Genomic DNA, 22,608 nt, shown 5'->3' with positions numbered 1-22,608 from the left:
GCGGGCCTCGGCGAGCATCGCCCCCACCCGCCGCCCCGAGGCGTGCTGGGCGGCCGGGTTCGCCCAGCCGCCCAGCCCGGCGCGCAGGTCCGCGGCCACCTGCTCGGCGACCTCCGGACGCACGGGCGAAGTCGCGGCGTGATCGAGATAGGTACGGGTCGCCTGCGGGATGCTCACGGACTCACTGTAGGGCCGCCCCCCTGAAGATCGGATGGTCGGGACCAGTATCGTCACTCTCTCAGACGCCGCCGGGTCGGTGCAGGCCTCTCTTACGAATATCGCCCGCTTCCGCCTGAAGCGTCCTTCAGCTGAAAATTTCCCCGGGGATCGTCTACGCCGCCGTTCCGGTAACCGGGAGGGGCACGCAGTCCTCCTACGCCGCTGCGGAGGAGCTCGCACATATGCTCGAAGACGGACGGCCGGTAACCGACTTCTCCACCTGTCCGGATCCCTCACATACGCGTCCTGCCGTTGGGCGATGGTGGCGGTGAATCCTTCGCGTCGCCGATCGCGCTTACGCTGCCCCCATGACACGCACGGCCGCACGTTCTCTGTCCCGCTCCACCACCGACCGCGACGCGGCCCGCCGCACTGAGCCCGGCCTGCTCGCCGACCTCGCAGCAGATCCCGCTACCCGCCTGGTGCTGATCGACTCGCGTGGACGCGTCGCCCTGGACGCCCCCGCCATCCATCCCGACCTGCCCGAGGACGGCCTGACTCCGCCCGGCCCCGCGGGCCGCGACCGCGACGCGCAGGGAACCGGCGAATCCGCAGACCCTGTCGCCATCGCCTCGCGTCCCCGCCTCGCCCCGTTGCACGTCGCCGACCTCGGCGTCGGCGCCATAGCTCATCTGACAACCGTCTACCTCGGGCGCGAGTCGGGCACCGGCGTCGGGAATGCCGCCGGGGCCTCGTGGTTGGCCGTCGTCGTCCCCGACGCGCCGGCGGCCCCGACCGACGCCGAGGGCGCCGACCGCGCCCACGCCGAGCTCGCCGACCTGCTCGCGCGCTATCCCCTGTCCGCCCTTCGCGCCGTCGGCCAGGACCTCAGCGCCCACGACGCCGGTCTGGCCACGCCCGCCGTCGCCCTGGCCGCCTGGCACGCCCGCGCTCGCTTCTGCACCATGTGCGGCGCCCGTACCACGGCCGACCAGGCGGGGTGGGCTCGCCGCTGCACCGCCTGCGGCACCATCGACTTCCCGCGCACCGACCCGGCCGTCATCATGGCCGTTACCGACGACATCGGCCGCATCGTCCTGGTCCACGGGGCCCGCTGGGACACCGGGCGCTACTCGACTGTCGCCGGCTTCGTGGAGGCGGGGGAGTCCGGGGAGGCCGCCGTCGTGCGCGAGGTCGCCGAGGAGACCGGGCTGCGCGTGGAATCGGTCGAGCTCGTCGCCTCCCAGCCCTGGCCCTTCCCCCGTTCCCTCATGCTCGGCTACCGCGCCCGCCTCGCCCCCGGAGAGCACCTGGCTCGTCCTGACGGCGGTGAGGTCACCGACGCCCTCGTGCTCTCGCGCACCGAGCTGGACGAGGCCCTGGCGGCCGGCACCGTGGTCCTACCGGGTCCCGCCTCCATCGCTCGCATGCTCATCGAGGACTGGTACGGCGGGCCCATCCGGTGAGGCCCGCAGCGCTCGCCCGTGTCCGTGCAATCGCAGTGCGAATCCGGTCGCCGCGACCTCGTCGGTCGGTCTGCGCCCGCGCATCCGCGGCGCCGATACCGTGGCAGGCTGGCCCGTGATGAGTGAGCACGCCCCCCGCCGCCCCGGTATCCTGCCCAGCCCCGCCGCGCTGCTCGACGCCCTGGACCCCGACCAGCGTCAGGTCGCTGAGCACCTCGAGGGCGCCCTGTGCGTCCTGGCCGGCGCCGGCACCGGCAAGACCCGCGCCATCACCTACCGCATTGCCCACGGGGTCGCCGTCGGCGCCTACCAGCCCACCCAGGTTCTGGCCGTCACGTTCACCGCTCGCGCCGCCGGCGAGATGCGCTCGCGCCTGGCCGACCTGGGGATCGTCGGCACCCAGGCCCGCACCTTCCACTCCGCCGCCCTGCGTCAGCTCACCTACTTCTGGCCCATCGCGATCGGAGGCCGGCGCCCCGAGATCGAGAAGTTCAAGGGTCGACTCGTGGGGACCGCCGCCCGTCGCCTGGGCCTCGCCGCCGACCGCGCCCTCATCCGCGATCTCGCTGCCGAGGTCGAGTGGGCCAAGGTCACCACGACCCTGCCCGAGGACTACGCTCAGCGGGCCGCCGCCCTGCGCCGCGAGCCCCCGGGCGGGTTGGAGATCGCCACCGTCGCCCAGGTGCTGGCCGCCTACGAGGAGGCCAAGAACGAGCGCGGCGTCATCGACTTCGAGGACGTCCTGCTCCTCATGATCGGCATCCTCCTGGACCGCGAGGACATCGCCGAACAGGTGCGCGGCCAGTACAAGCACTTCGTGGTCGATGAGTACCAGGACGTCTCCCCCCTCCAGCAGCGCCTGCTGGATCTGTGGCTGGGGAGGCGCCGCCAGCTGTGCGTCGTCGGGGACGTCTCCCAGACCATCTACTCCTTCACCGGTGCCACCCCCGACTTCCTGACCGGCTTCGCCTCCCGCTACAGCGGTGCTCGCACGATCAGGCTGAGTCGCGACTACCGCTCCACCCCACAGATCGTCTCGCTGGCCAACAGGGTCCTCTCGCGCTCGCGGCGCGGGGGAGGGGCCCTGACCCTGCCGGCCGGCGCCGTCGAGCTCGTCGCCCAGCGGCCCGGCGGGCCCGCTGTGCGCTTCGAGACCTACGATGATGACGTCGCGGAGGCCGCCGGCGTCGTCGGGCACGTGGAGCGGCTGCGGGTCCGCGGCGTGCTGTTGAGCGGGATCGCCGTCCTGTACCGCACCAATTCCCAGTCCGAGGTGATCGAGCGCGCTCTGGCCGACGCCGGGATCGGCTACCTGGTGCGCGGCGGAGAGCGCTTTTTCGAGCGCGACGAGGTCAAGCGCGCTGTCGTCATGCTGCGCGCCGCCGCCCGCACCGAGCGGGCCGACCTCACCGGCGATGTCGGCCTGGATGCTCGCATGGTCCTGGGCAGGGAGGGGTGGAGCGAGCGGCCGCCGGCCCCCCGCGGCGCTGTGCGCGAGCGGTGGGACTCCCTGAACGCCATCGTCGAGTTGGCGGATGAGCTGGGCGCCAGGCGCGGTGCGGACCTCGACGCTCTGGTCGCCGAGCTGGGTGAGAGGGCCGCCGCCCAGAACGCCCCGACGGTCGAGGGAGTCACCCTGTCCTCCCTGCACGCGGCCAAGGGTCTGGAGTGGGACGCCGTCCTGCTGGTCGGCGCCAGTGAGGGCCTCCTGCCGATCTCCTTGGCCGAGGGGCACGCCGCCATCGAGGAGGAGCGTCGTCTGCTGTACGTGGGCGTGACCCGCGCCCGCGAGCACCTGGTCATCTCCTGCGCTCGGGCCCGCAACCCCGGCGGGCGCGCCTCGCGCAGACCCTCGCGCTTCCTGGACGGAATCTGGCCCGCTGACGAGGCGGGCCCGGACCGACAGTGCGGGCGGGGCGCATCATCCCGGGCCTCCCAATCCCCCCGGGCGCGCGCCAGGAGAGCCGCCGCCGAGTTCGAGGCCGACAACGACCCGGTGACCGTCGCCCTGTTCGAGGCGTTGCGGGCCTGGCGGGCTCAGGTCGCAAAGGAGCGCTCGCGACCGGCCTACACGGTGTTCCCCGACACCACCCTGCGCTCCGTCGCGGTGGTCAGACCGAGCGTCCTGCCCCAGCTGTCCCTGATCCGCGGTATCGGGGCGGTCAAGCTCCAGGAGTACGGGGCGGACGTACTTCGCGTAGTACGCGAGTTCCAGGAGGCGGACTCGGCGGGGGGCCGTCCTGACGGGGCGGGCGCCGCGGATCGGGAGTAAGGGTCTCGGGCGCCCGCGGACCGTCGGATGCTCGCGGGCGGTCCGCACTCTCGCCCGGCGCCGCCGTCCCGTTCTCGTCCGGCTCGCCGCACAGGCATTCGGGGTGGGGCGCCCACAATCGTTCGAGGCCCACGGCTTCCACGCCCGAGACTTCGACGCTGCGCCCGCGCCATCGTCGGTCGCAGCCGGTCAGAACGTCGGTGGCCGCGCGCGCTGCCAGCGCCGCCGCCTGATGGATCAGCAGCGACTCGGTCTGCGGCGGTGCCATGAGGCGCAGTTGAGTCGCCACCGCCGGCCACTGCGGGTCCACGTCGCGCTCCCACAGGTCCAGGCACGTGGCGCAGGGCGGGGAGTCGGGCCCCAGGAAGGGGCCCACTCGCACGCTGACCTCCCGGACGACCACGGGCAGGTGGCCCACCTCCGCAACGGCCAGGCCGCGCGCCCGCACCGGTTCGATGAGATGGGCCTCGACGGTGAGTACGAGGTGGGGGCGCGTTCCCAACGGCATCCGGGTGCGCACCGGCGGGTCCAGCGTGCGCGCCCAGGCGCTCAACTCCTCGTCCTCGGGCAGGATCGCGCCCACGCCGGCCTCGGCGAGCAGGGCGAGGATCTCGCGGGTGAGCCGGCCGGCTCCGACGATCCCCACGACGGCGCTCCGCAGCGCACGCGTGCGCGCCCGCGGGCTGTCGGCCAGGCGCTCCCAGTAGATCTCGTCGCCGCTGGTGGGCGCCGGAGCGTCTCGGGTCAGGACGCCGGCCTCATCGAGGAGGGAGAGGATCTGACGGACGCGGGAGAGCGGCACTTCGCTCCGTCGTGCCGCCCGGTGGAGGCCGTCGGGCGACAGGTCGGCCGGCAGACGGTCCAGGAGCTGCTGCTCCTGCGGACTCAGGCCGTCGATGACAACGGCGTGGCCCGGCTCGGCTCCGAGCTGCGACTGCCCGACGCGACGCCACAGGATGGGGGACTGGCCTCTGACTCGCATGGGTGCTCCAGACTGCGTCCGGTTCGGGACGGCGGGGCGGGTCGCCGCGGACGCTCAGACGCAGCGTGGCACGGCGTCCTTTGATGACGCCACGGATTCGCACCCTGTGGAAAAGTGGGAAGTTCGGAAGTCCGCTCGCCGGGCGGACGTCGCCCCGCCGTACCGCGGGTCACCGCGAGCGATTGCGGGTCATTGGCTCTGGATCGTTTCGCAGGTGGGCGCCGCCGAGGCGTCCCCGGCGGCGATCGCCTCGACGGTGGTAACCGCCTCATGCAGCGTTGAGACCGCGTAGACGTCCAATCCGTCGGGGATGTTGCCCGTCACCTCCCCGCAGTTTGAGGCAGGGGCCAGGAAGTACCCGGCGCCGTCGTTCCTGGCGCCGGCCATCTTCTGGGCGATGCCGCCGATGGGACCCACGGATCCGTCCAGGGAGATCGTCCCTGTTCCGGCGATGTCCCTGCCGCCGGTGAGATCCCCGGGCGTGAGTTCGTCGACGATCCCCAGGGCGAACATGGAGCCGGCGCTCGGCCCCCCCACGTCGGAGAGCCCGAAGGTCGCCTCGATGTCGGAGTCCGCCCGAGCCGACAGATACAGGCCCAGCAGCGATCCCTCGGAGTCGGGCTGTCCGTCGGAATCCGCGTCGGAAGGTTCGATGGTGGTCAGCGTGACCGTCGTCGGCTCGCCGTCGCGCTCAATGCCCAGCTCGACGCTCGTCCCCGCGGGAATCGTCGTCAGCAGCTGGCGCAGCGCGGCGTAGGTGGTGACAGGCGTCGTCGGCTGTCCGGCCGGGGTGACGGAGGTGAGAATATCGCCCTGCTGGACTCCGATGTCGGCCTGGGAGTCGCTGGCGCCCTCGATGGTGAGGATCATGCGGGTGGCGAGCCCTGTCTCCATGAGTGCGGCGACCACGGCGGTGTCCTGAGAGCTGGTCATCTGCGCCTGGTTCTCCTGCTCGACATCCTCCTGGCTCAGTGACGAGGGGCACACCTGGTCGCGCTCCAGAACCGTCTTGTTGCGTGAGAGCCGGGCTCTCAGGACGTCGAAGAAAGTGACCGGGTAACCGGGGCACCCCGAGACGGACACCGTCGTCATCCGCAACGCCCCGTCGGCGGGGTAGGTCTGTGCGCCGCTGACGGTGATGACGTCCTGGGAGGAGCCGTCGCGCGAAGCGGCGAGCACGTTGTAGGTGGGTCCGGGCGCCTCGATCACCTTGCTGACCGGCACCGTGATACCGGCGACGATCAGGCCCACGGCGAGCAACCCGGCCCCGATACCGGCTGCGAGCCCCGTACCCCGGCGACGGAAATACCGGCTGTCGCTGTAGTCGTCATCGGAGTCCGGCTCATCCGGCTCGTCGACCGGCTTCGGCTCCGATCCGCTCGCGCCGCTCGTTCCGGGCTGCGCGTCCGGTTCGGGGCCCGGGGCCGGTCGGGCGGCGGAATCCTCCCCGGGCTCGGCCGCTCGGGCGGAGGGCTGGGTCTCGTGGTGCTGTTCCTGCGTCACGCCCCCATCATGCGTCCTGTTGGGGGGAGAGCGCCCCGCCGGACCGGGCAGAGGGCCGTTGATGTCGTCATCGCCACGTTCTGCGACGGGCATCTCACGGCTCGCACCCAGGAATTGGTGGCAGGCTGAGAGTGTTGCGCCAGCAGGATCTCATGCCGCTTAGTCCGGCGCCCGCACCACCGAGAGGAACCCCAATGAGCGAGGACCCCTTCGAGGATATCGAGAAGATGCTCTCCACCCTTTTCGGCGCGCAGGTCGCCGGCGACGCCGTCGCGGCGCTGCGCTCTTCCGGCATCGACCCCACTCAGCTCGCCCAGATGAGCGGGGTGGACATGTCCCGGATCACCCCCGTGCAGTTGCTGGCCGTTCAGGAGCAGATGCAGAGGATGATGAAGGACGGCCAGGAGGGCCCGGTCAACTGGACCATGGGGCGCGACCTCGCCCTTCAGGGGGCCCGCCGGGGCGGCGACCCCGCCATCACGGCCTCCGACGCCGAGGCGACGCGCCAGGCGCTGCGCGTGGCCGACCTGTGGCTGGACGCGGCCACCGACTTCATGCCCGCGCCCGGCGAGCGCGAAGCGTGGTCCCGCACCGAATGGGTTGAGCGGACTCTGCCGGTGTGGCAGGACGTGTGCTCCCCTGTCGCCGACGCGGCCACCGCCACCCTGGCCACGGTTCTGGAGAGCCAGATCGGGTCCCTGCCGGCCTCCGATCAGGAGTCGGGGGCCGCCGCTCGGCAGGTCGGCGCCCTGACTCAGGTCATGCGATCGATGGCGGGCACCGCTTTCGGTCTCCAGGTCGGGCACGCCGTCGGCGAACTCGCCGGGCAGGCCGTGGCCGCCACCGACGTCGGGCTGCCGCTGACGCGCGAGCCCGGCACCGCGCTCGTGTCCGCGAACGTGAAGGCCTTCGCCGATGGTCTGGAGATCGACGTCGAGCAGGTGCGCATGTTCCTGGCGGTGCGCGAGGCGGCGGCTGCGCGCCTGTACGCCCACGTCCCGTGGCTGCGCGGCCAGCTGCTGGGCGCCGTCGAGGCCTATGCGCGCGAGATTGGGATCGATGCCGGTGCTATCGAGGACGCCGTCGCGCAGGTGGACCCCTCCGACCCGGAGGCGATTCGTTCCGCGCTGGAGTCCGGCGTGTTCTCCCCTCAGCAGACGCCCGCCCAGGCTGGAGCGCTGGAGAGGCTGGAGACGCTGCTGGCCTTGGTGGAGGGCTGGGTTGAGGTCGTCACCTCCCACGCCGCCGCCCCGCACCTGCCGCACGTGGTGCCGCTGCGGGAGATGGTGCGTCGTCGGCGGATCCAGGGCGGGCCCGCGGAGAAGGTCTTCGCCCGTCTCATTGGACTGGAGTTCCGGCCTCGGCGCGTGCGCGAGGCGGCGCGTCTGTGGGAGCTGCTGGGAGCCGAAGTCGGTGAGGGGGAGCGCGACGCGTTCTGGCGGCACCCCGACGTCATGCCGACGGCATCCGAGCTGGCCGACCCCGAGGACTTCCTGACTATGCGGAGGGCGGCCCAGGACATGGACGCGGAGGTGGATGCCGATCTCGCGTCGCTGCTGGACGGCACGCTCGGCTACGCGGGGAGCGCCCGCGACGCCGACGAGAACCGCCCCGAGGAGCCGGATGATTGATCGACGACCGATCTCCGCACCCGCCCGCCGGGCCGATCGCATCTGCGTCCGTTCGGAACCGGCTCCGTGAGTCCCCGAGAGTTTCTGCCGGCCTCTGCGTCTCCGGTCGCGGCCGGGGTCGGCGGGGGATCAGTCGAGGGTCGCGTTCAGGGCCTCGATCAGCCCCGGTACGAGGACGTCGCCGGTCACGACCCGGTCGGATGAGTCCTGCGTCCGGGAACGGATCGCGCACCAGGCCTCGCCGTTGCGCAGCACTCCGACGACCATTCGCACGTCCTGGCGGTCGGGGTGCGCATTGAGGAAGGCCATACGCTCCTCGGCGTCCCCGATCGCGGCGGCCTCCCGCTCTGCGGCGGGCGGCAGCGCCACCCGCTCGACGGCCAGGGCCGCGCCGTCGACGCTTTCGGGCCAGGCGATCCGGCCCAGCAGGTCCTCCAGGTCCGCGGCGGCGGGCAGATCCTCCTGCTCGATGACAGTCAGAGCCTGCGGGTCGTGCCGGGCATCGGTCAGCGCCATGTCGTCGAGCGCCTCCGCCAGGGCCGGGTCCCGGGCCAGGGCCGCGGCGGTGCGCACTAGCGCGAAGATCCCGACAGGGGCGTCCCAGCCGCGCCGGGCGACGTACTCCTCAAGCTCGACAACGGCGCGGGCGAGGGCCGCCTGACGCGGCGTCGCGGGTGTCGAGATGGGCCGGTGGGCGGGCGTCTGCTCGATCATACGGTGAGCTTATGCGGATCGCTCGTGCCGCCGCCCGCCCCGCACGTGGGAGGCCGGGCCCGAGCGCGCGCAGATGCCTGTCAGTGACGACCCGCCCGCCCCGCACGTGGGAGGCCGGGTTTTGTGAGTCCGGTGGGACCTGTGGGACGATGGTTGCGTCCGGCGTTTCGACGTCGGAGTCCGCATGCGCGCTCGATCGCGCATTCCCCGCAACGACACGGAGCGTGACCGTGAGCACCAGGCCCGACGACGAGTCCGACGACAAGCGCGAGCACTCCGCGCTCGAGGAGTCCTCCCCGTCCAGTCGCGAGGACCGCGTTCGCAGCGGCTTCTTCCAGGGCGATGACGCCGGCGGCTCCTCCAAGCGGCTTCACGAGGCCCCCGACGCTACCGCTGGCGGCTCCCGCGAGGATGGCGGGGACGGGGCCGAGGATGATGGCCCGCTGCACGGCTTCGACCCCGCCTCCTTCCTCTTCGGCGGGGCCGCCCCCTTCGGCGCCCGGCGGTCGGAGGGAAGGAGCGGCCCCCGTAAGGGGGGCTCGTCCGGTTCGGGCGGATCCTCGCGTCCCGTGTCCGGAGGCGAAGGAGGCCGGAGGCGTCCCGGCCCATTGGCCTGGACCCTGGCGATCCTCGCCGCGCTGGCCGCGGTCCTCCTCTTCCTCTCGCGCACCTGGACCGAGGTGCTGTGGTTCAACCAGCTCGGTTTCGCACGCGTGGTGTGGACCCAGTGGATCACCTCCGGCGTCCTGCTCGTCGTCGGCTTCGTCATCATGTTCTCCGCGGTGTTCGCCGCCATGACACTGGCCTACCGCTCGCGCGAGATCACCCTCCCGCACGACGAGGCCACCCGCAACCTCGAGGCCTATCGGACCGCGGTGGAGCCCATGCGGCGTGCACTGACCTGGGGCGTGCCCGTGGTGCTGGCGCTGCTGACATCGGCGTGGGAACTCGCCCCTCACTGGCGGGAGGCGATGCTGGCCATCCACACCCAGTCCTTCGGCACGGCCGACCCACAGTTCGGCCGGGACATATCCTTCTACGTTTTCATCCTGCCGGTGCTTAAGATCGCGGTCTCCTTTCTGACGCGCGTCGTCGTCTTCGCCGGCATTGCCAGTGTCGTCGTCCACTACCTGTACGGCGGGATCTCCGTGGCCCGTCGCCCGCACTTCACCCGGGCGGCGCGTCTGCATCTGACAGTCCTCCTCGCCCTGTTCTCCCTCCTCCAGGGCGCGAACTACTGGTTGGGTCGCTACTCCTCCCTGTACGCTTCGAACACGAAGTTCGATGGCGCCGGCTACACCGACGTCCACGCTTCCATTCCGGCTTCGGCGATCTTGGCCGCGATCAGCGTCGCCGTCGCCGCGCTGTTCGTCGTCTCGGCGCGCACCAGTTCGTGGCGTCTGCCGATCACGGGGGTAGCGGTCATGATCGTCTCCGCTCTGCTCGTGGGCACGGCCTACCCGGCGGTGATTCAGAAGTTCGTCGTCGACCCCAATGCTCAGCGCGAGGAGTCCCAATACATCAGCCGCAATATCAACGCCACACTGGGCGCCTACGGGCTGGACGATGTCGAGACCACCCCCTACGACGCCACCACCACGGCCGAGGCCGGTCAGCTCAAGGAGGACGCCGAGTCGACGACCTCGACTCGTCTGCTCGATCCCAATATCGTCTCCCCGGCCTTCAAACAGCGTCAGCAGAACAAGCAGTACTACTCCTTCGCCTCCCAGCTCAATGTCGACCGCTATCAGGTTTCGGGCGCCTCTCGCGACACGGTCATTGCTGTGCGCGAGCTGAGCCTGGAGGGCCTGGACGCGGGGCAGCGCACGTGGATCAACGACCATACCGTCTACACCCACGGTTACGGCGTCGTTACCGCCTACGGCAACACGGCCAACTCCGACGGGTCGCCCGCGTTCTGGGAGGGTGGCATCCCTTCGACCGGGGATCTGGGCGACTACGAGCCGCGCATCTACTTCGGCCGGTCCTCGCCGTCCTACTCGATCGTGGGCGGGCAGGACGACGGCAACCCGCGCGAGCTCGACTACCCCGATGATTCGGCCGACTCCGGGCAGATCAACACGACCTTCTCCGGCAGCGGCGGCCCGGACGTGTCCAACCCGTTCAACCGTCTGCTGTACGCCGCCAAGTTCTCCGAGATGAACATTCTGTTCTCCCAGGAGGTCCGCTCCGGCTCTCAGATCCTCTACGATCGCGACCCGGCCGATCGCGTCGCCAAGGTCGCCCCGTGGCTGACCCTGGACGGCAACCCCTATCCGGCGGTCGTCGATGACGATGACGACCCGAGCACGCCCAAGCGGGTCGTGTGGATCCTCGACGGCTACACCACGACTAACAACTACCCCTACTCCCAGCACGAGTCGCTGGAGGACTCCATGAGCGACGCGACGACGGGCCAGGCGGACCTGCTCGGCGCCCCGGAGGAGTCCAACTACGTGCGCAACTCCGTCAAGGCCGTTGTCGACGCCTACGACGGGTCCGTCAAGCTCTACCAGTGGGACGAGAACGACCCGATCCTCGATGCGTGGGAGTCGGTCTTCCCGGGCACCGTCACACCGATGAGCGACATGAGTACGGATCTGATGGCTCACATGCGCTACCCGGAGGACCTGTTCAAGGTTCAGCGCACGGTCATGGCCAAGTACCACATCACCGACCCCGAGGATTTCTACTCCGGCGGTGATTTCTGGAAGGTCCCCGATGATCCCACCAAGGAGGGCGACTCCGCGCAGGCCCCCTACTACCTGACTCTCAAGATGCCCGATCAGGATCAGGCGTCCTTCTCCCTGTCCAGTGTGTACATCATCGGGGGCAACACGGATCGCAATGTGCTCACCGGCTTCCTGGGCGTGGACTCGGAGACGGCCGGCGACGAGCCGGGCAAGCGGAACCCCGATTACGGCAAGCTCAGACTCCTGGAGCTGCCGCGCTCCTCCAACGTCTCAGGGCCGGGCCAGGTGCAGAACAATTTCAACTCCGACGGTACGGCCAGCCAGGTTCTCAACCTGCTCAGCCAGCAGGGCTCGCAGGTCATCAAGGGCAATCTGCTGACACTGCCGGTGGGCGGCGGCCTGCTCTACGTCCAACCGGTTTACGTCCAGTCCTCCTCCGGGACGCAGTATCCGCTGCTGCGCAAGGTGCTGGTCTCCTTCGGAGACAAGATCGGTTTCGCCGACACCCTCTCCGAGGCGCTCGACCAGGTCTTCGGCGGTGACTCCGGGGCCACGACGGGTCAGGAGGTCGTCGACGGCGATGCCGCGGCGGCCAATGACACTTCCTCCTCGACCGACCCGGCTGCGCAGCCCGCCGACAACCCCTCGGCCCAGCCGACCGCCGCGCCCTCCGCCACGTCGTCGGCATCGGCGAGCGCGCAGCCCTCGGCCTCCGGTTCGCCCGCCCCGAGCGCGTCGGCGGGCGGCGACCCGCAGGCCGACCTCGACGCGGCCCTCTCGGATGCGAAGACCGCCATGGATGATGCCAACAAGGCGATGCAATCCGGTGATTGGACGGCCTACGGCGATGCGCAGACCAGGCTCAACAACGCGCTCAACCGGGCGGTTTCGGCGCAGGAGAGAATGGGCGGCTGATCGGCCCGACTGGGCCGGGCCGGGCCGATCGGGCTGACCCGAGGCTGAGACGTGCTCGGCATGCGGCGTACCGGTGGATGCGGGTGAGCAAGGGCACGCGGATGCGGTTTGAGTTCGGGGACGGACGACGACTAGGGTGGGTCTTGCCGCCGCGGGGTGGAGCAGTTCGGTAGCTCGCCGGGCTCATAACCCGGAGGTCGCAGGTTCGAATCCTGCCCCCGCTACGAGACGCCGCGATAGGCACGAGGCCTCGGTCCCGCCAGGGACCGAGGCTTTTCAGTGCTCGAGCTAGCGCCACCGCGCGGTGCGGATCTCCGCTGGCACTCTCTTCATGCGTCTCAGACTTTTTGGATGGTTCGGTGTCCTCTCTTTCTGATGTGAGCGTCGTCTCCACGAGCTTCTTCGCCGGGTTCGTAGTCGTCACCCTCATCGCTCTGGCGGCGACGGTCCTCCTGCTGACTCGGCTTGCGAGTCGTCGGCGTCGAACGCATGCGGCCGAGCACGTGGACCAGCGGAGAGGACGCTTTCGACGGCGTCGCCGGTTCTTCGTGGCGGCGTTGCCCGCGGTCCTGGTCTGCCAGCTCTTGGTCACCGGGCTGGCGGCCACGAAGATCAATATGTCGCTGCGTTTCGCCACGACGATCGGGCAGGTCGCCCAGCTGGCTACGGGCCCCGACCACGCCTCCGGCCCCACCCGGCTCGCACCGGTGACCACCCCGAGCGCCGCAGATGGGGGGGAGGGCGACGAGGCTCCGCAGACCGACGCTCCGTCCACGCCTGATCCGGCCTATGTCGCCTCCCTGGAGCAGACGACGGAGGAGGACAATACCTACAAGACGACCTTCCACGGCCCGGCCAGCGACATCACCGACGACGTGTGGTTCTGGACCCCGCGGGGGTACTCGCCCACCGACGGGAAGTCGTACAACGTCCTGGTTTTCCTGCACGGGGTGCCCGGCGCGGCCGACGGCATGGTCTCGAGCCTGGATCTCGGCGCCCAGGTGCAGGCCGCCATCGACGACGGTCGCCTACCGCCGACGATCATCGTCGTCCCCTCGCTCAACGCCGATGCGACGCAGCGTTCCGCACCTGATTGCGCCGATGTCGTCGGACGGGCCAAAGTGGGAACCTGGATCCAGGAGGACGTGCCGAAGATGGTTCAGGCCACGTTCTCCGGGGCCCGTACCGACCGCGAAGGGTGGGCGCTGGGCGGAGTCTCCTCCGGCGGCTACTGCGCGGTGTGGACCACGATCATGCGCTCGGACGTCTACTCCTCAGCGATCTCCATGTCCGGGTACGACGTTCCCGATGTCGGAGGACTGTCCACTCCCGAGCTCCGCAAGCAGAACACTTTGAGCACGCTGGTGGACAACCAGCCGCACGAGCCGATCAACCTGTGGCTTCTGGGGGCTCAGGACGATCCCTTGGACCAGGGATCGATCACCAACCTGCCCCCCGCCGTCGAGGGCGATGACACTGTTGAGGTCGACCGGCCGGTCAGCGGAGGGCACTCGTGGGCCCTGTGGAAGGAGCAGACGCCCGTGTTCCTCACGTGGTGGTCGCAACGCTCGGGAGTCAACCCGAACGGGGCCGCCCCGCCCACGGCCGCGCCCACGCCGACGCCGACCGCTACGCCGACGGCCGACGACTCGTCGGGCGCCGGCCCGGCACCCGACGCCGCAGGGACGAGCGCCGGGGAGTCAGGGAGCAACGGGATGATGCACCGCCTGGCGCGCTCCTTCACCCAGATCAGGGGAACCGGCATCATCATGATGCTCTCCCTGGCGACGATAGCGCTGCTCCTGGCCTGCCTGTCCCAGCCGACCCCGCGGGCTGTTCAAAACGGCGAGAGCGGGACCGTCGCCCGCAGCGGGGAGGGCGACAGCGCGGATGAGGCCGGCGGCGCCGGTGACACTGACGGCCACGATGGCGGCGGGGACGGCCCGGCTCCTTCGGCCCGGTGGACAACCGCGGCCCGCGTGGCGGCCCGGGCGGGGCTCCTGGTGGGGACATGCGTCCTGACCATGTTCCTGGTCGGGCTGATCAGCAACAGGATCGGCGCCTTCTATCTGACGTGGTCGGAGGCCTGGGCGGATATCGGCCCTGCGCTGCGGTGAGCGCGTCGGCGACTCATTGATGCACGCGGCGGTGAGCGGCGCGATTCGGTTCAGGACGTCGCCGACTGCCGCCTCCGGACGGCGTCCGACACCGGCGCGCCAGCGCAGTCCCTACCTTGGGCGATGAGTGCGCGATAGTGATCCGTCTTGTCGGCCAGCGCCCCATCCGCAGCGTCGATCGCGGCGCGGCGTTCGGTCAGACGCCGTCGGTGACGCTCGAGAAGCTCGATGCGGCGTCCATGGCTGGCAGCCCCCTCATCCATGAGGGCGACGAAGCGCTTCATCTCGGAGGTCGGCATCTGCGTATCGCGCAGCATCGCCAGCAGGAGGATCACCGACTGCTGCGCGCGGGAGAACCGTCGACGTCCATTCGGCCCGCGGTCGACCGCCGGGATCAATCCTTCCCGCTCGTACCAGCGGAGCGTATCGACCGAGAGGCCGGAGCGTCGCGCCATCTCAGCGATGCCGATCCAGTCGGTCTCATGGCTGTTCATCCCCCCACTGTAGGCCCCGGAGCGCACTCCAGCTGAGGAACGGATGCGCCAGCCGCATGAGTGCGGGACGGGACGGGCTTGAGATGGAGCGGGCTCCAGCTCATAGCCTGACGATCATGAGCAGATCAGCTGAACAGTCCTCACCGCTCGCACTCGCCGTCGTCGGCTACGACGGCCCCACGGCCATGAAGATCCTCGAACGGCCCCGCCGTGAGCCCTCGTCCGGGCAGGTCCGCATCGGGGTCTCTCATGCCGGGATGGGATTCATCGATGCCCTCTTCTCCACTGGCTTCGGTCGGGTCGAACTTCCCTTCATCCCCGGGCTGGAGGTTGTGGGGACGGTGACCGGTGTCGGTGAGGGGGTCGGTACGGTGAGCCGGGGCGACTCGGTGGCGGCGCTGACCATGCCTGGCGGCGGTTTCTCCCAGGAGGTGATCGTCGACTCGCGCCTGGTCGTCCCGCTGCCGCCGGGCCTGAGCGCGGCGACGGCGGCGGCGACCTGCACGAATACGACGACCGCTGTAAGCGCGCTCGCACGGGTGGACGCACTGTCGGACGCAGCGGTGCTCGTCCACGCCGGCGCTGGCGGGCTCGGTTCGCAATTCGGCCAGGTCGCTCGACTCCTGGGCGCCTCGCGCACTGGGGCGGTCGTGGGATCGCAGGCCAAGGCCCGTTGCGCCGCGGCCCTCGGCTACGACGACGTCTACTTGCGCGATGACCTCGACCGGGTGCCCGAGCACGCGTGGGATGTCGTCGTCGACCCCGTCGGCGGGGAGGCGACACGGATGGCGGCACGGCATCTGGCGCAGTTCGGGACGCTGCTGCGCGTAGGCAACGCCTCCGGCGCACCGGCGGTCGATATCGACTCCCTGGGTTTGTGGCTCACCGCGACCACCGCGTCCGGCTTCAACCTCGGGGCCCTCGCCGCGGCCAATCCCGAGGCGGTCGGCGCCGACCTGCACAGGGCCCTGACCCTGGTAGCCTCTGACCGAGTCCGCGTCGACGTCACCCGCCGGGTTTCGCTGGAGGAGGCGCGCTCGGCGCTCGCGGACCTCCTGGCGGGCGGGACCACGGGCAAGACGGTCATCACGTTCTGAGATGGCTCGCGGGCGCACCGGACCTGCGGAGCGAGTGCCGCCCGCCCGCGTCCCCTCCGCTCCCGCTCGCTCGGCGCGCCGTCAGGGGAGGATCCGCTCATGACCTCCGGTTCTGCGCCGACGGCGGTCGGTGCGCGGCTCGCCGGGGTGCTCGCAGGAGTCGAACGGTGTACTCGACGGCCTGCGCGCTGAAGGCGAGAAGGCCTGCGGAGGCGCCCGAGGCCCGACGCAGATTCAGGGACGTCACGAACTGTCTCAGGGCGGCCCCGGGGTCTCCGGCCTGAAGAAGCACCTTGCCCAGGTGGTCGTGCAGAACGGGCTCCCACCCATCGCCCTCGTGTTCGCGCAGCAGCGTTTCGTAACGGATCCGGGAGGCCTCGTACCAGCCCATCGCCCGGTCGCAATCGGCCAGGAAGACCAGCACTCGCGTCGACTTCTCGCGGCCCCGCAGCTGCGCGCGAGCCGCGACGGGGTCGCCGAGCCACAGTAATTCGATGGCCTCCAGCAGAGGATCCTTGGCGCCGGCCGCCCTGAAGGATGCCAGGTCCGTGATCCGGGGGAGCAGCGTCGCCCCGTCGACGACCCAGCCCGGACCGCCGGGAACGTCGTCGACGGGCCCGGGGCTCCCGCCGGTCTCACTCGCCTCCATGGGAGAAGCCTACCGGCGCACCCCGATTCTCCCGGGCGAACGCCCCGCGCGATGACGAGCGGGGCGCGGGCTCCGGCTTCGGACGGGTCACGGTCGGTGGACCCGCTTGCCGACGTCGAATCCGGACCGCGGCGCCGAGGGCCCCGCTCACGGCGAGGTGCCCGCGTCGACGTGCCGCGCCGATCTTCGCATGCGTTGTGACGCTCTTCGTTAGCCTGGGCCCATGGCATCTGATAAGAGCACCAGTGCACCGACGCGCACCGAGTCCGACTCCATGGGCACCATCGAGGTCGCCTCCGACCGCTACTGGGGCGCCCAGACCGAACGAAGCCTGCATAACTTCGACATCGGCCGCGAAACTTTCGTTCTGTCCCACCCGCTCATCAGGGCCCTGGGCGTGCTCAAGAAGTCGGCCGCCCTGGCCAACGCGGAGCTCGGTGAGCTGCCCCGCGACGTCGCCGACCTCATCGTCAGGGCTGGCGACGAGGTCATCTCCGGCGAACTCGACTCGCACTTCCCACTGGTGGTCTTCCAGACCGGCTCGGGCACCCAGTCCAACATGAACGCCAACGAGGTCATCTCCAACCGCGCCATCGAGCTGGCTGGCGGCCGGATGGGCTCCAAGACGCCCGTCCACCCCAACGACCATGTCAACCGAGGCCAGTCCTCCAACGACACCTTCCCCACGGCCATGCACATCGCCGTCGTCAGCGAGCTGGCCGCGATGTACCCGCGGGTGGAGCAGCTGCGCAACACGCTGGACGCCAAGGCCGGGGAGTACGACGATGTCGTCATGGTCGGCCGCACTCACCTGCAGGACGCCACCCCGATCCGCCTGGGCCAGGTCATCTCCGGGTGGGTCGCCCAGATCGACTTCGCCCTCGACGGCATTCGTCACGCCGACACCTGCGCCCGTGAGCTCGCCATCGGCGGCACGGCCGTGGGCACGGGCCTGAACGCCCATCCGAGGTTCGGCGCGCTGGCCGCGGCGAAGATCAGCGAGGAGACCGGTATCGCCTTCAGACAGGCCGACAACCTCTTCGCCGCGCTCAGCGCCCATGACGCCCTCGTCCAGGTCTCCGGGGCTCTGCGGGTCCTCGGCGATGCCCTGATGAAGATCGCCAACGACGTGCGCTGGTACGCCTCCGGCCCCCGCAACGGCATCGGCGAGCTCCTCATCCCCGAGAACGAACCCGGAAGTTCGATCATGCCGGGCAAGGTCAACCCCACCCAGTGCGAGGCGATGACCATGGTGGCCACCAAGGTCTTCGGCAACGATGCGACCGTCGGTTTCGCCGGAAGCCAGGGCAACTTCCAGCTCAATGTCTTCAAACCGGTGATGGCCTGGTGCGTCCTGGAGTCCATCCAGCTGCTGGGGGACGCGTGCGTGTCTTTCGACACTCATTGCGCCTACGGCATCGAGCCCAACCGCGAGCGCATTGAGCACAATCTCGAGACCAACCTCATGCAGGTCACGGCTCTCAACCGCCACATCGGCTATGACAAGGCCTCCACGATCGCCAAGAACGCCCACCGCAAGGGGCTGTCTCTGCGTGAGTCCGCTCTCGAGCTCGGCTTCGTCACCGCCGAGGAGTTCGACGCCTGGGTGGTCCCCGCCGACATGACCCGCCCCTCCGCCGCCGAGGAGTGATGCGGCGAGGCGGCGCCGTGGGCGGAAGCGCTGGGCGGGCGGTATCGCCGGCCTGAACGATTCTCTCCGCCGGCGGTGCCGGAGGCTGGCTCTCGGCACCGCCTCAGCGGGGGCGATCGGCGAGGTCATCAGTGGGACGGGCGGAGGGCGACGTCGTCGGAGTAGTCCGCGGCGAGGAGCTCGATGCGGTTGCCCTCCGGATCGAGGATGGCGGCCTCGTAGTATCCGTCACCAGTCTCGCGAGGCCCGTCGATGATCCGCACGCCCGCCTCGGCCATGTCCGCCGTGAGCCGGTCGACGTCCTCGCGGCCGGGCAGGCAGAAGGATACGTGCGCCCAGCCCAGGCCGGTGCGCTCGGCGAGTGCGGTGATGTCGGGTCGGCTCATGAGCTCCAGGCGGGTGCGCCGCTCCTCCCACGGTCCGTCGGTGAACTGGAGGATGTGAGTGCGCAGACCGGTTCGGGGGTTCTCGTACAGGCCGTTGGCGTGTCCGTTGAACCAGTGGGAATAGAAGTCGCGGGCGTCGTCGAGGTCGGCGACCCAGATGGCGGCGTGGTCGATGTGCGGCATGTCAGTCTCCTTCGTCCTTCGTTCGCAGCTCTCCGATCATTCGATCGAATGCCGTGAGTGTTGTGTTTGCAACGGTCACCCTGAGAGGTTTCCGTTGACATCAAAGGTATGAGATCATTTGATCACTGTCATTGATCATTCTCGGGAGAAACGATCGCAGTGCCGTCGGGATCGGAGGCAGTGATGTCGGCAATGGCTACCGCGCCCCGGGAGCGCCGTCGGGCGATCCTTCGGTCGCTCAGCCCCACGGAGGTGCTGAGCGTCAACGCGCTCTCCCGCCTCACGGGGGTCTCGGTCATCACGGTGCGCAGAGACCTGGCGGAGCTCGCGCGCGACGGGCGGGTCGTCCGCGTTCACGGCGGTGCGCTGCGGGCGCCCCGGCGCGGCTCTCTGCGACCCGTGGCTCTGCGCCGGGATGAGGACGTCGAGGCCAAGCGCGTTCTGGCCCGGGCGACCGCCGCCATGGTCGAGGACGGCGAGAGCGTCATCGTCGACTCCGGCACCACCTGCGAGCTGGTCGCCGAGGAGCTCGCCGGGCGTGCCATCAGGGCGCTGTGCCTGTCGCTGGGGGCCGCCACCGCGCTCGCGTCCGTTCCGGGCGCGACGGTCACGGTGGCCGGCGGGCTCGTCGACCCCGAGTCGCTCTCCCTGTTCTCCACCGAGGCGGTTGACGCCGTGCGCCGCTTCCGGGCCGATGTGGCGGTGCTATCGACCTGCTCGGTCTCGGTGGCGGACGGACTCACAGTCGTCGAATCCGATGACGCCGCCGTCAAGCGCGCCATCATGACGTCCTCGGCGCGGGCTCTCCTGCCAACGGCACCGCGCAAGATCTCGCGGACGCACGCCTACTGGTTCGGCGAGCTGGCGGACCTCGATCTTCTTCTCACGACGAACGACATCGACCCCTCCGTTCTCGCCGAGCTGCGGGAGGCGGGCCTGGCCGTGGCGGTGCACGAGATCTGATGAGGACGGCGGTGGGCGGGCGGATCCGGCGGGCTCCGGCCGTCGCGCATCGGCGGTTGAGGGTTCGGCTCCCGTGGGCTGCTCCGTCGGTGCTCGTATGCCGGGCTCCGCCCGGAGTCTCGTGACAGCGGGCACGCTCGGCGCGCATTGCCGGTCATACCCCTTCCGACCGTCCGGTCATAAACTCGTTCACCATGAACAGCCTCGACCCGGTTCTCCGTTCCGGCGCCCGCCGTCGGCTGCGCCGTCCCTTGGCGATCGTTGAAGCGGCCATCGCCCGGCGCACTGTCAGGCTCGCCCCCGAGCCCCCCGGTGAGCGCGCGGGGGTCATCGCACCCGACGGGGCGGCGGCTCCCGCCGCCTCCGCCACCGTTCGGGACTGCGGCGCGCCCTTGCGGCTGGTCGCCGTCGGGGACTCCCTGGTGGCGGGCTGCGGCGTCGCCGCGCAGGACCGAGCGCTCGTGCCCCGCATCGCGCGCATTCTGGCCGCCGCCACGGGCCGTGACGTTCAGTGGTCCACCCACGCCCGTCTGGGCGCCACCATGCGCCGAGTGCGCTACCGCTTCCTGCCCGAGGTCGACGGCGCCGATCTGCTGCTGGTGTGCGCCGGATCCAACGACCTCATGGCCCGTCGCGGCCCGGCAGAGTGGACCGAGGATCTTAGCGCGGTCCTCGACGACGCGGCCCGACGCAGCCGGTACGTCGTAGCGTGCAGCGCCGGCCAGCTCTACCGCAGCCCCGCTCTTATGCCGACGCTGCGCTCCGTGCTGCGCGAGTGGACCGATATTCAGACGGACGCCTCCGTCGCCGTCTGCGCCGAGCGGGGCGTCCCCTTCGTCGACGTCGCTCACTGCGACCTGCCCGAGGGGTTCTGGGCCGATGATGGTTTTCACCCCGGCGCGATCGGCTATGAGATGGCCGCCGCCATGCTCGCCCGCCCTATGCTCGCCCAGTTCACTGATGACGAGGACGAGGGCGCCCGCGCGGCGTCGACCGGGCGAGCGGGGGAGCGCCCCGATGCCCTCGTCATGCCCGCCGGCGCGCAATCGCGGGTCGATGAGAGACGGTCATAATGGCGGTTGTCACGGCTGTCGGTCTGGTCGCTGCGGTGGGCGCCGCGGCCGTCCACGTCCTCATCTTCTGGATGGAGTCCATCGCCTGGGAGGGGCCGCTCGCCCGCAGGGCCTTCGGCGGCACGCCCGAAGAGGCGCGTCCGCACGCCTTTTACGCCTATAACCAGGGTTTCTACAACCTGTTCCTCGCCGTCGAGGCGCTCCTGGGCGTAGCACTGGTCGTCCTCGGGGCCGGCAGCGCATTCCGGGCGGGTACGGCTCTCGTGCTCTACGGTACCGGCTCCATGGTGGCGGCCGCCCTCGTCCTGGGCCTGTGTTCGCCCGCCCACCGCGGCGCCGCCCTCAAGCAGGGCGCGCTGCCCGCCCTCGCCATCATCTGCCTGTGCGCGGGACTGCTCCCGGCCTGAGCTCCGCGGGAGGTCCTCGCCGGCCAACCGTCAGGAGTTCCATGTCCGAGTCATTCGAATCGGCAGAATCATCCGGCTCGTCCGCCCGTACACCACTGCTCGAGCACCGACCGGTCGATACGAGCATGCTCTTCTTCGATCTCGTCTTCGTCTTCGCCGTCACCTGCCTGTCCGACGTCGTCAGGGGGGAGCCCGGCTGGCGCGGCCTGCTGCACGCTGGAATCCTGCTGACCATCGTCTACTGGCTGTGGGCGGGCACCACCGTCCAGGCCTCGATGCGAGATGTGTCGACCGGACGCGGTCGCCTGACCGTCTTCGCCGTCGCGCTGGACGCCCTGGTCCTGGCCATCGCCATCCCCGAAGCCTTCGGATCCCGCGGGCTCCTGTTCGCCCTGGCCTACTGGGTCGGGCGCTCCCTCATCCTGGGCTCCTTCGTCGGACTCAGGCCCATCGCCACCCCCTACCACCGCAGTGCGCTGGTGAGCGGGCCGCTGCTCGTGGTCGGCGCTCTCGCGCCGCCGACGCCGTGGCGCGAGATCATCTGGGGCGCCGCCGCCCTCGTCGAGGTCACCGCTCTGTGGCACCTGCGGTCCCGGATGACGGCCATCCGCTACGACGCCGAGCACGTTGTTGAGCGCTTCGGCGCCCTGATCCTCATCGCCCTGGGGGAGACCCTCGTGGCCATCGGGACCCCGCTGACCGGGGCCGAGCACGTCGGCTGGGAGCAGGGCCTGGTCGTGGCGGCCGCCTTCGCCCTCGTCGCGGCGCTGTGGTGGGCCTACTTCCACCATGGCGACCGATTCATCCTCATGCGTTTCAAGCAGGTCGACGCCGGCACCGATGTTGTGCGCTCCATCCTCGCCTACGGCCACCTCGTGCTCGTCGCCGGTATCATCCTCGTCGCAGTGGGGTTCCATGCGGCCGTGGACGACCCGCAGGAGGCGCTCGGGCCGGGGCCGTCCCTCCTGCTCGGCTGCGGGACGGCGCTGTTCCTGGCCGAGTTCGTCCTCATCCGGTGGAACGCCTTCCGAGCCGTCTACCGCTCCAAGTTAGTCGGCGCCCTCGGGGCGGTCGTTCTGGGCGCCGCGGGCGCGGCGCTGGTGACGGTGAGCCTGCTCTCGGCCCTCGTCGTCGCCATTGACGCCTGGGAGATCCTGGCGCCCCGCAGCGCGGGCATGCCGCGCCCCGAGGAGTTCCGCGCTTGAATTTCGGCGCGGCTCCGTGCCTGCGGAGCCGTTCGCCGGTCGTCCCTG

At 70.4% G+C, this 22,608-nt stretch carries 17 protein-coding genes and 1 tRNA gene; 12 read left to right on the top strand and 6 right to left on the bottom strand.

The window, feature by feature from the left end; all coding sequences use genetic code 11:
- Nucleotides 1–527 precede the first annotated feature (527 nt).
- Both nudC and HMPREF9062_RS10005 read left to right on the top strand, forming a co-directional pair.
- Nucleotides 528–1,625, top strand: coding sequence for an NAD(+) diphosphatase (gene nudC, locus HMPREF9062_RS10010; protein ID WP_009750010.1), 1,098 nt, complete (start codon nt 528–530; stop codon nt 1,623–1,625).
- 118 nt (nt 1,626–1,743) lie between these two features.
- Nucleotides 1,744–3,897 carry an ATP-dependent helicase gene (locus HMPREF9062_RS10005; RefSeq protein WP_009750009.1) on the top strand — a complete coding sequence of 718 codons (2,154 nt, stop codon included), beginning with the start codon at nt 1,744–1,746 and terminating at the stop codon, nt 3,895–3,897.
- Here HMPREF9062_RS10005 and HMPREF9062_RS10000 read toward each other — a convergent pair.
- Both HMPREF9062_RS10000 and HMPREF9062_RS09995 read right to left on the bottom strand, forming a co-directional pair.
- On the bottom strand, nt 3,788–4,879 hold the full coding sequence (locus HMPREF9062_RS10000; protein WP_009750008.1) for a hypothetical protein: 1,092 nt from the start codon (nt 4,877–4,879) through the stop codon (nt 3,788–3,790). The two genes, HMPREF9062_RS10005 and HMPREF9062_RS10000, sit on opposite strands and share 110 nt — an antisense overlap.
- Before the next feature lie 189 nt (nt 4,880–5,068).
- Entirely contained in the window at nt 5,069–6,382 is a 1,314-nt protein-coding gene (locus tag HMPREF9062_RS09995; RefSeq protein WP_009750007.1) for a YlbL family protein, read from the bottom strand.
- A 194-nt stretch (nt 6,383–6,576) separates the two neighbouring features.
- On the opposite strand from HMPREF9062_RS09995, the gene HMPREF9062_RS09990 reads away from it, so the two are divergent.
- Nucleotides 6,577–8,013 carry a zinc-dependent metalloprotease gene (locus HMPREF9062_RS09990; RefSeq protein ID WP_009750005.1) on the top strand — a complete coding sequence of 479 codons (1,437 nt, stop codon included), beginning with the start codon at nt 6,577–6,579 and terminating at the stop codon, nt 8,011–8,013.
- Nucleotides 8,014–8,142: 129 nt separating this feature from the next.
- On the opposite strand, the gene HMPREF9062_RS09985 is transcribed toward HMPREF9062_RS09990, so the two are convergent.
- Complete coding sequence (locus HMPREF9062_RS09985; protein WP_009750004.1) at nt 8,143–8,727, bottom strand: PPA1309 family protein; 585 nt, start codon at nt 8,725–8,727, stop codon at nt 8,143–8,145.
- Between the two features lie 230 nt (nt 8,728–8,957).
- Between HMPREF9062_RS09985 and HMPREF9062_RS09980 the strand changes: the two genes are divergently transcribed.
- The 3 genes from HMPREF9062_RS09980 to HMPREF9062_RS09970 all read left to right on the top strand — a co-directional run bounded on the left by HMPREF9062_RS09980 (nt 8,958) and on the right by HMPREF9062_RS09970 (nt 14,452).
- Complete coding sequence (locus tag HMPREF9062_RS09980; RefSeq protein ID WP_034254957.1) at nt 8,958–12,335, top strand: UPF0182 family membrane protein; 3,378 nt, start codon at nt 8,958–8,960, stop codon at nt 12,333–12,335.
- Between the two features lie 150 nt (nt 12,336–12,485).
- A tRNA-Met gene (locus HMPREF9062_RS09975) sits at nt 12,486–12,559 on the top strand.
- Between the two features lie 135 nt (nt 12,560–12,694).
- Entirely contained in the window at nt 12,695–14,452 is a 1,758-nt protein-coding gene (locus HMPREF9062_RS09970) for an alpha/beta hydrolase (protein WP_034254149.1), read from the top strand.
- Between the two features lie 50 nt (nt 14,453–14,502).
- On the opposite strand, the gene HMPREF9062_RS09965 is transcribed toward HMPREF9062_RS09970, so the two are convergent.
- Nucleotides 14,503–14,946, bottom strand: coding sequence for a MerR family transcriptional regulator (locus tag HMPREF9062_RS09965; RefSeq protein ID WP_009750001.1), 444 nt, complete (start codon nt 14,944–14,946; stop codon nt 14,503–14,505).
- A gap of 116 nt (nt 14,947–15,062) precedes the next feature.
- Here HMPREF9062_RS09965 and HMPREF9062_RS09960 point away from each other — a divergent pair, with 116 nt between their 5' ends.
- On the top strand, nt 15,063–16,043 hold the full coding sequence (locus tag HMPREF9062_RS09960; RefSeq protein WP_034254147.1) for a zinc-binding dehydrogenase: 981 nt from the start codon (nt 15,063–15,065) through the stop codon (nt 16,041–16,043).
- Nucleotides 16,044–16,140: 97 nt separating this feature from the next.
- Here HMPREF9062_RS09960 and HMPREF9062_RS12215 read toward each other — a convergent pair whose 3' ends face one another.
- On the bottom strand, nt 16,141–16,692 hold the full coding sequence (locus HMPREF9062_RS12215; protein WP_009749999.1) for a hypothetical protein: 552 nt from the start codon (nt 16,690–16,692) through the stop codon (nt 16,141–16,143).
- A 223-nt stretch (nt 16,693–16,915) separates the two neighbouring features.
- Between HMPREF9062_RS12215 and fumC the strand changes: the two genes are divergently transcribed.
- The gene (gene fumC, locus HMPREF9062_RS09950) at nt 16,916–18,343 is read left to right on the top strand and encodes a class II fumarate hydratase (RefSeq protein WP_009749997.1); all 1,428 of its coding nucleotides are present in this window, start codon (nt 16,916–16,918) and stop codon (nt 18,341–18,343) included.
- Between the two features lie 128 nt (nt 18,344–18,471).
- On the opposite strand, the gene HMPREF9062_RS09945 is transcribed toward fumC, so the two are convergent.
- A complete protein-coding gene (locus HMPREF9062_RS09945) occupies nt 18,472–18,912 on the bottom strand; it encodes a VOC family protein (RefSeq protein ID WP_009749996.1) in 441 nt (146 codons plus the stop codon).
- 192 nt (nt 18,913–19,104) lie between these two features.
- Between HMPREF9062_RS09945 and HMPREF9062_RS09940 the strand changes: the two genes are divergently transcribed.
- The 4 genes from HMPREF9062_RS09940 to HMPREF9062_RS09925 all read left to right on the top strand — a co-directional run bounded on the left by HMPREF9062_RS09940 (nt 19,105) and on the right by HMPREF9062_RS09925 (nt 22,560).
- The gene (locus HMPREF9062_RS09940; RefSeq protein WP_034254145.1) at nt 19,105–19,875 is read left to right on the top strand and encodes a DeoR/GlpR family DNA-binding transcription regulator; all 771 of its coding nucleotides are present in this window, start codon (nt 19,105–19,107) and stop codon (nt 19,873–19,875) included.
- 194 nt (nt 19,876–20,069) lie between these two features.
- On the top strand, nt 20,070–20,948 hold the full coding sequence (locus HMPREF9062_RS09935; protein ID WP_009749994.1) for a GDSL-type esterase/lipase family protein: 879 nt from the start codon (nt 20,070–20,072) through the stop codon (nt 20,946–20,948).
- Nucleotides 20,948–21,355, top strand: a complete 408-nt coding sequence (locus HMPREF9062_RS09930) for a DUF1304 domain-containing protein (RefSeq protein WP_009749993.1) — start codon at nt 20,948–20,950, stop codon at nt 21,353–21,355. The genes HMPREF9062_RS09935 and HMPREF9062_RS09930 overlap by 1 nt, the downstream gene beginning before the upstream one ends.
- Before the next feature lie 41 nt (nt 21,356–21,396).
- Entirely contained in the window at nt 21,397–22,560 is a 1,164-nt protein-coding gene (locus tag HMPREF9062_RS09925; RefSeq protein ID WP_034254143.1) for a low temperature requirement protein A, read from the top strand.
- Nucleotides 22,561–22,608 lie beyond the last annotated feature (48 nt).

Source organism: Actinomyces sp. oral taxon 448 str. F0400, from assembly GCF_000220835.1.
Lineage (GTDB): Bacteria > Actinomycetota > Actinomycetes > Actinomycetales > Actinomycetaceae > Actinomyces.
This window is presented reverse-complemented; position numbering and strand designations above follow the sequence as displayed.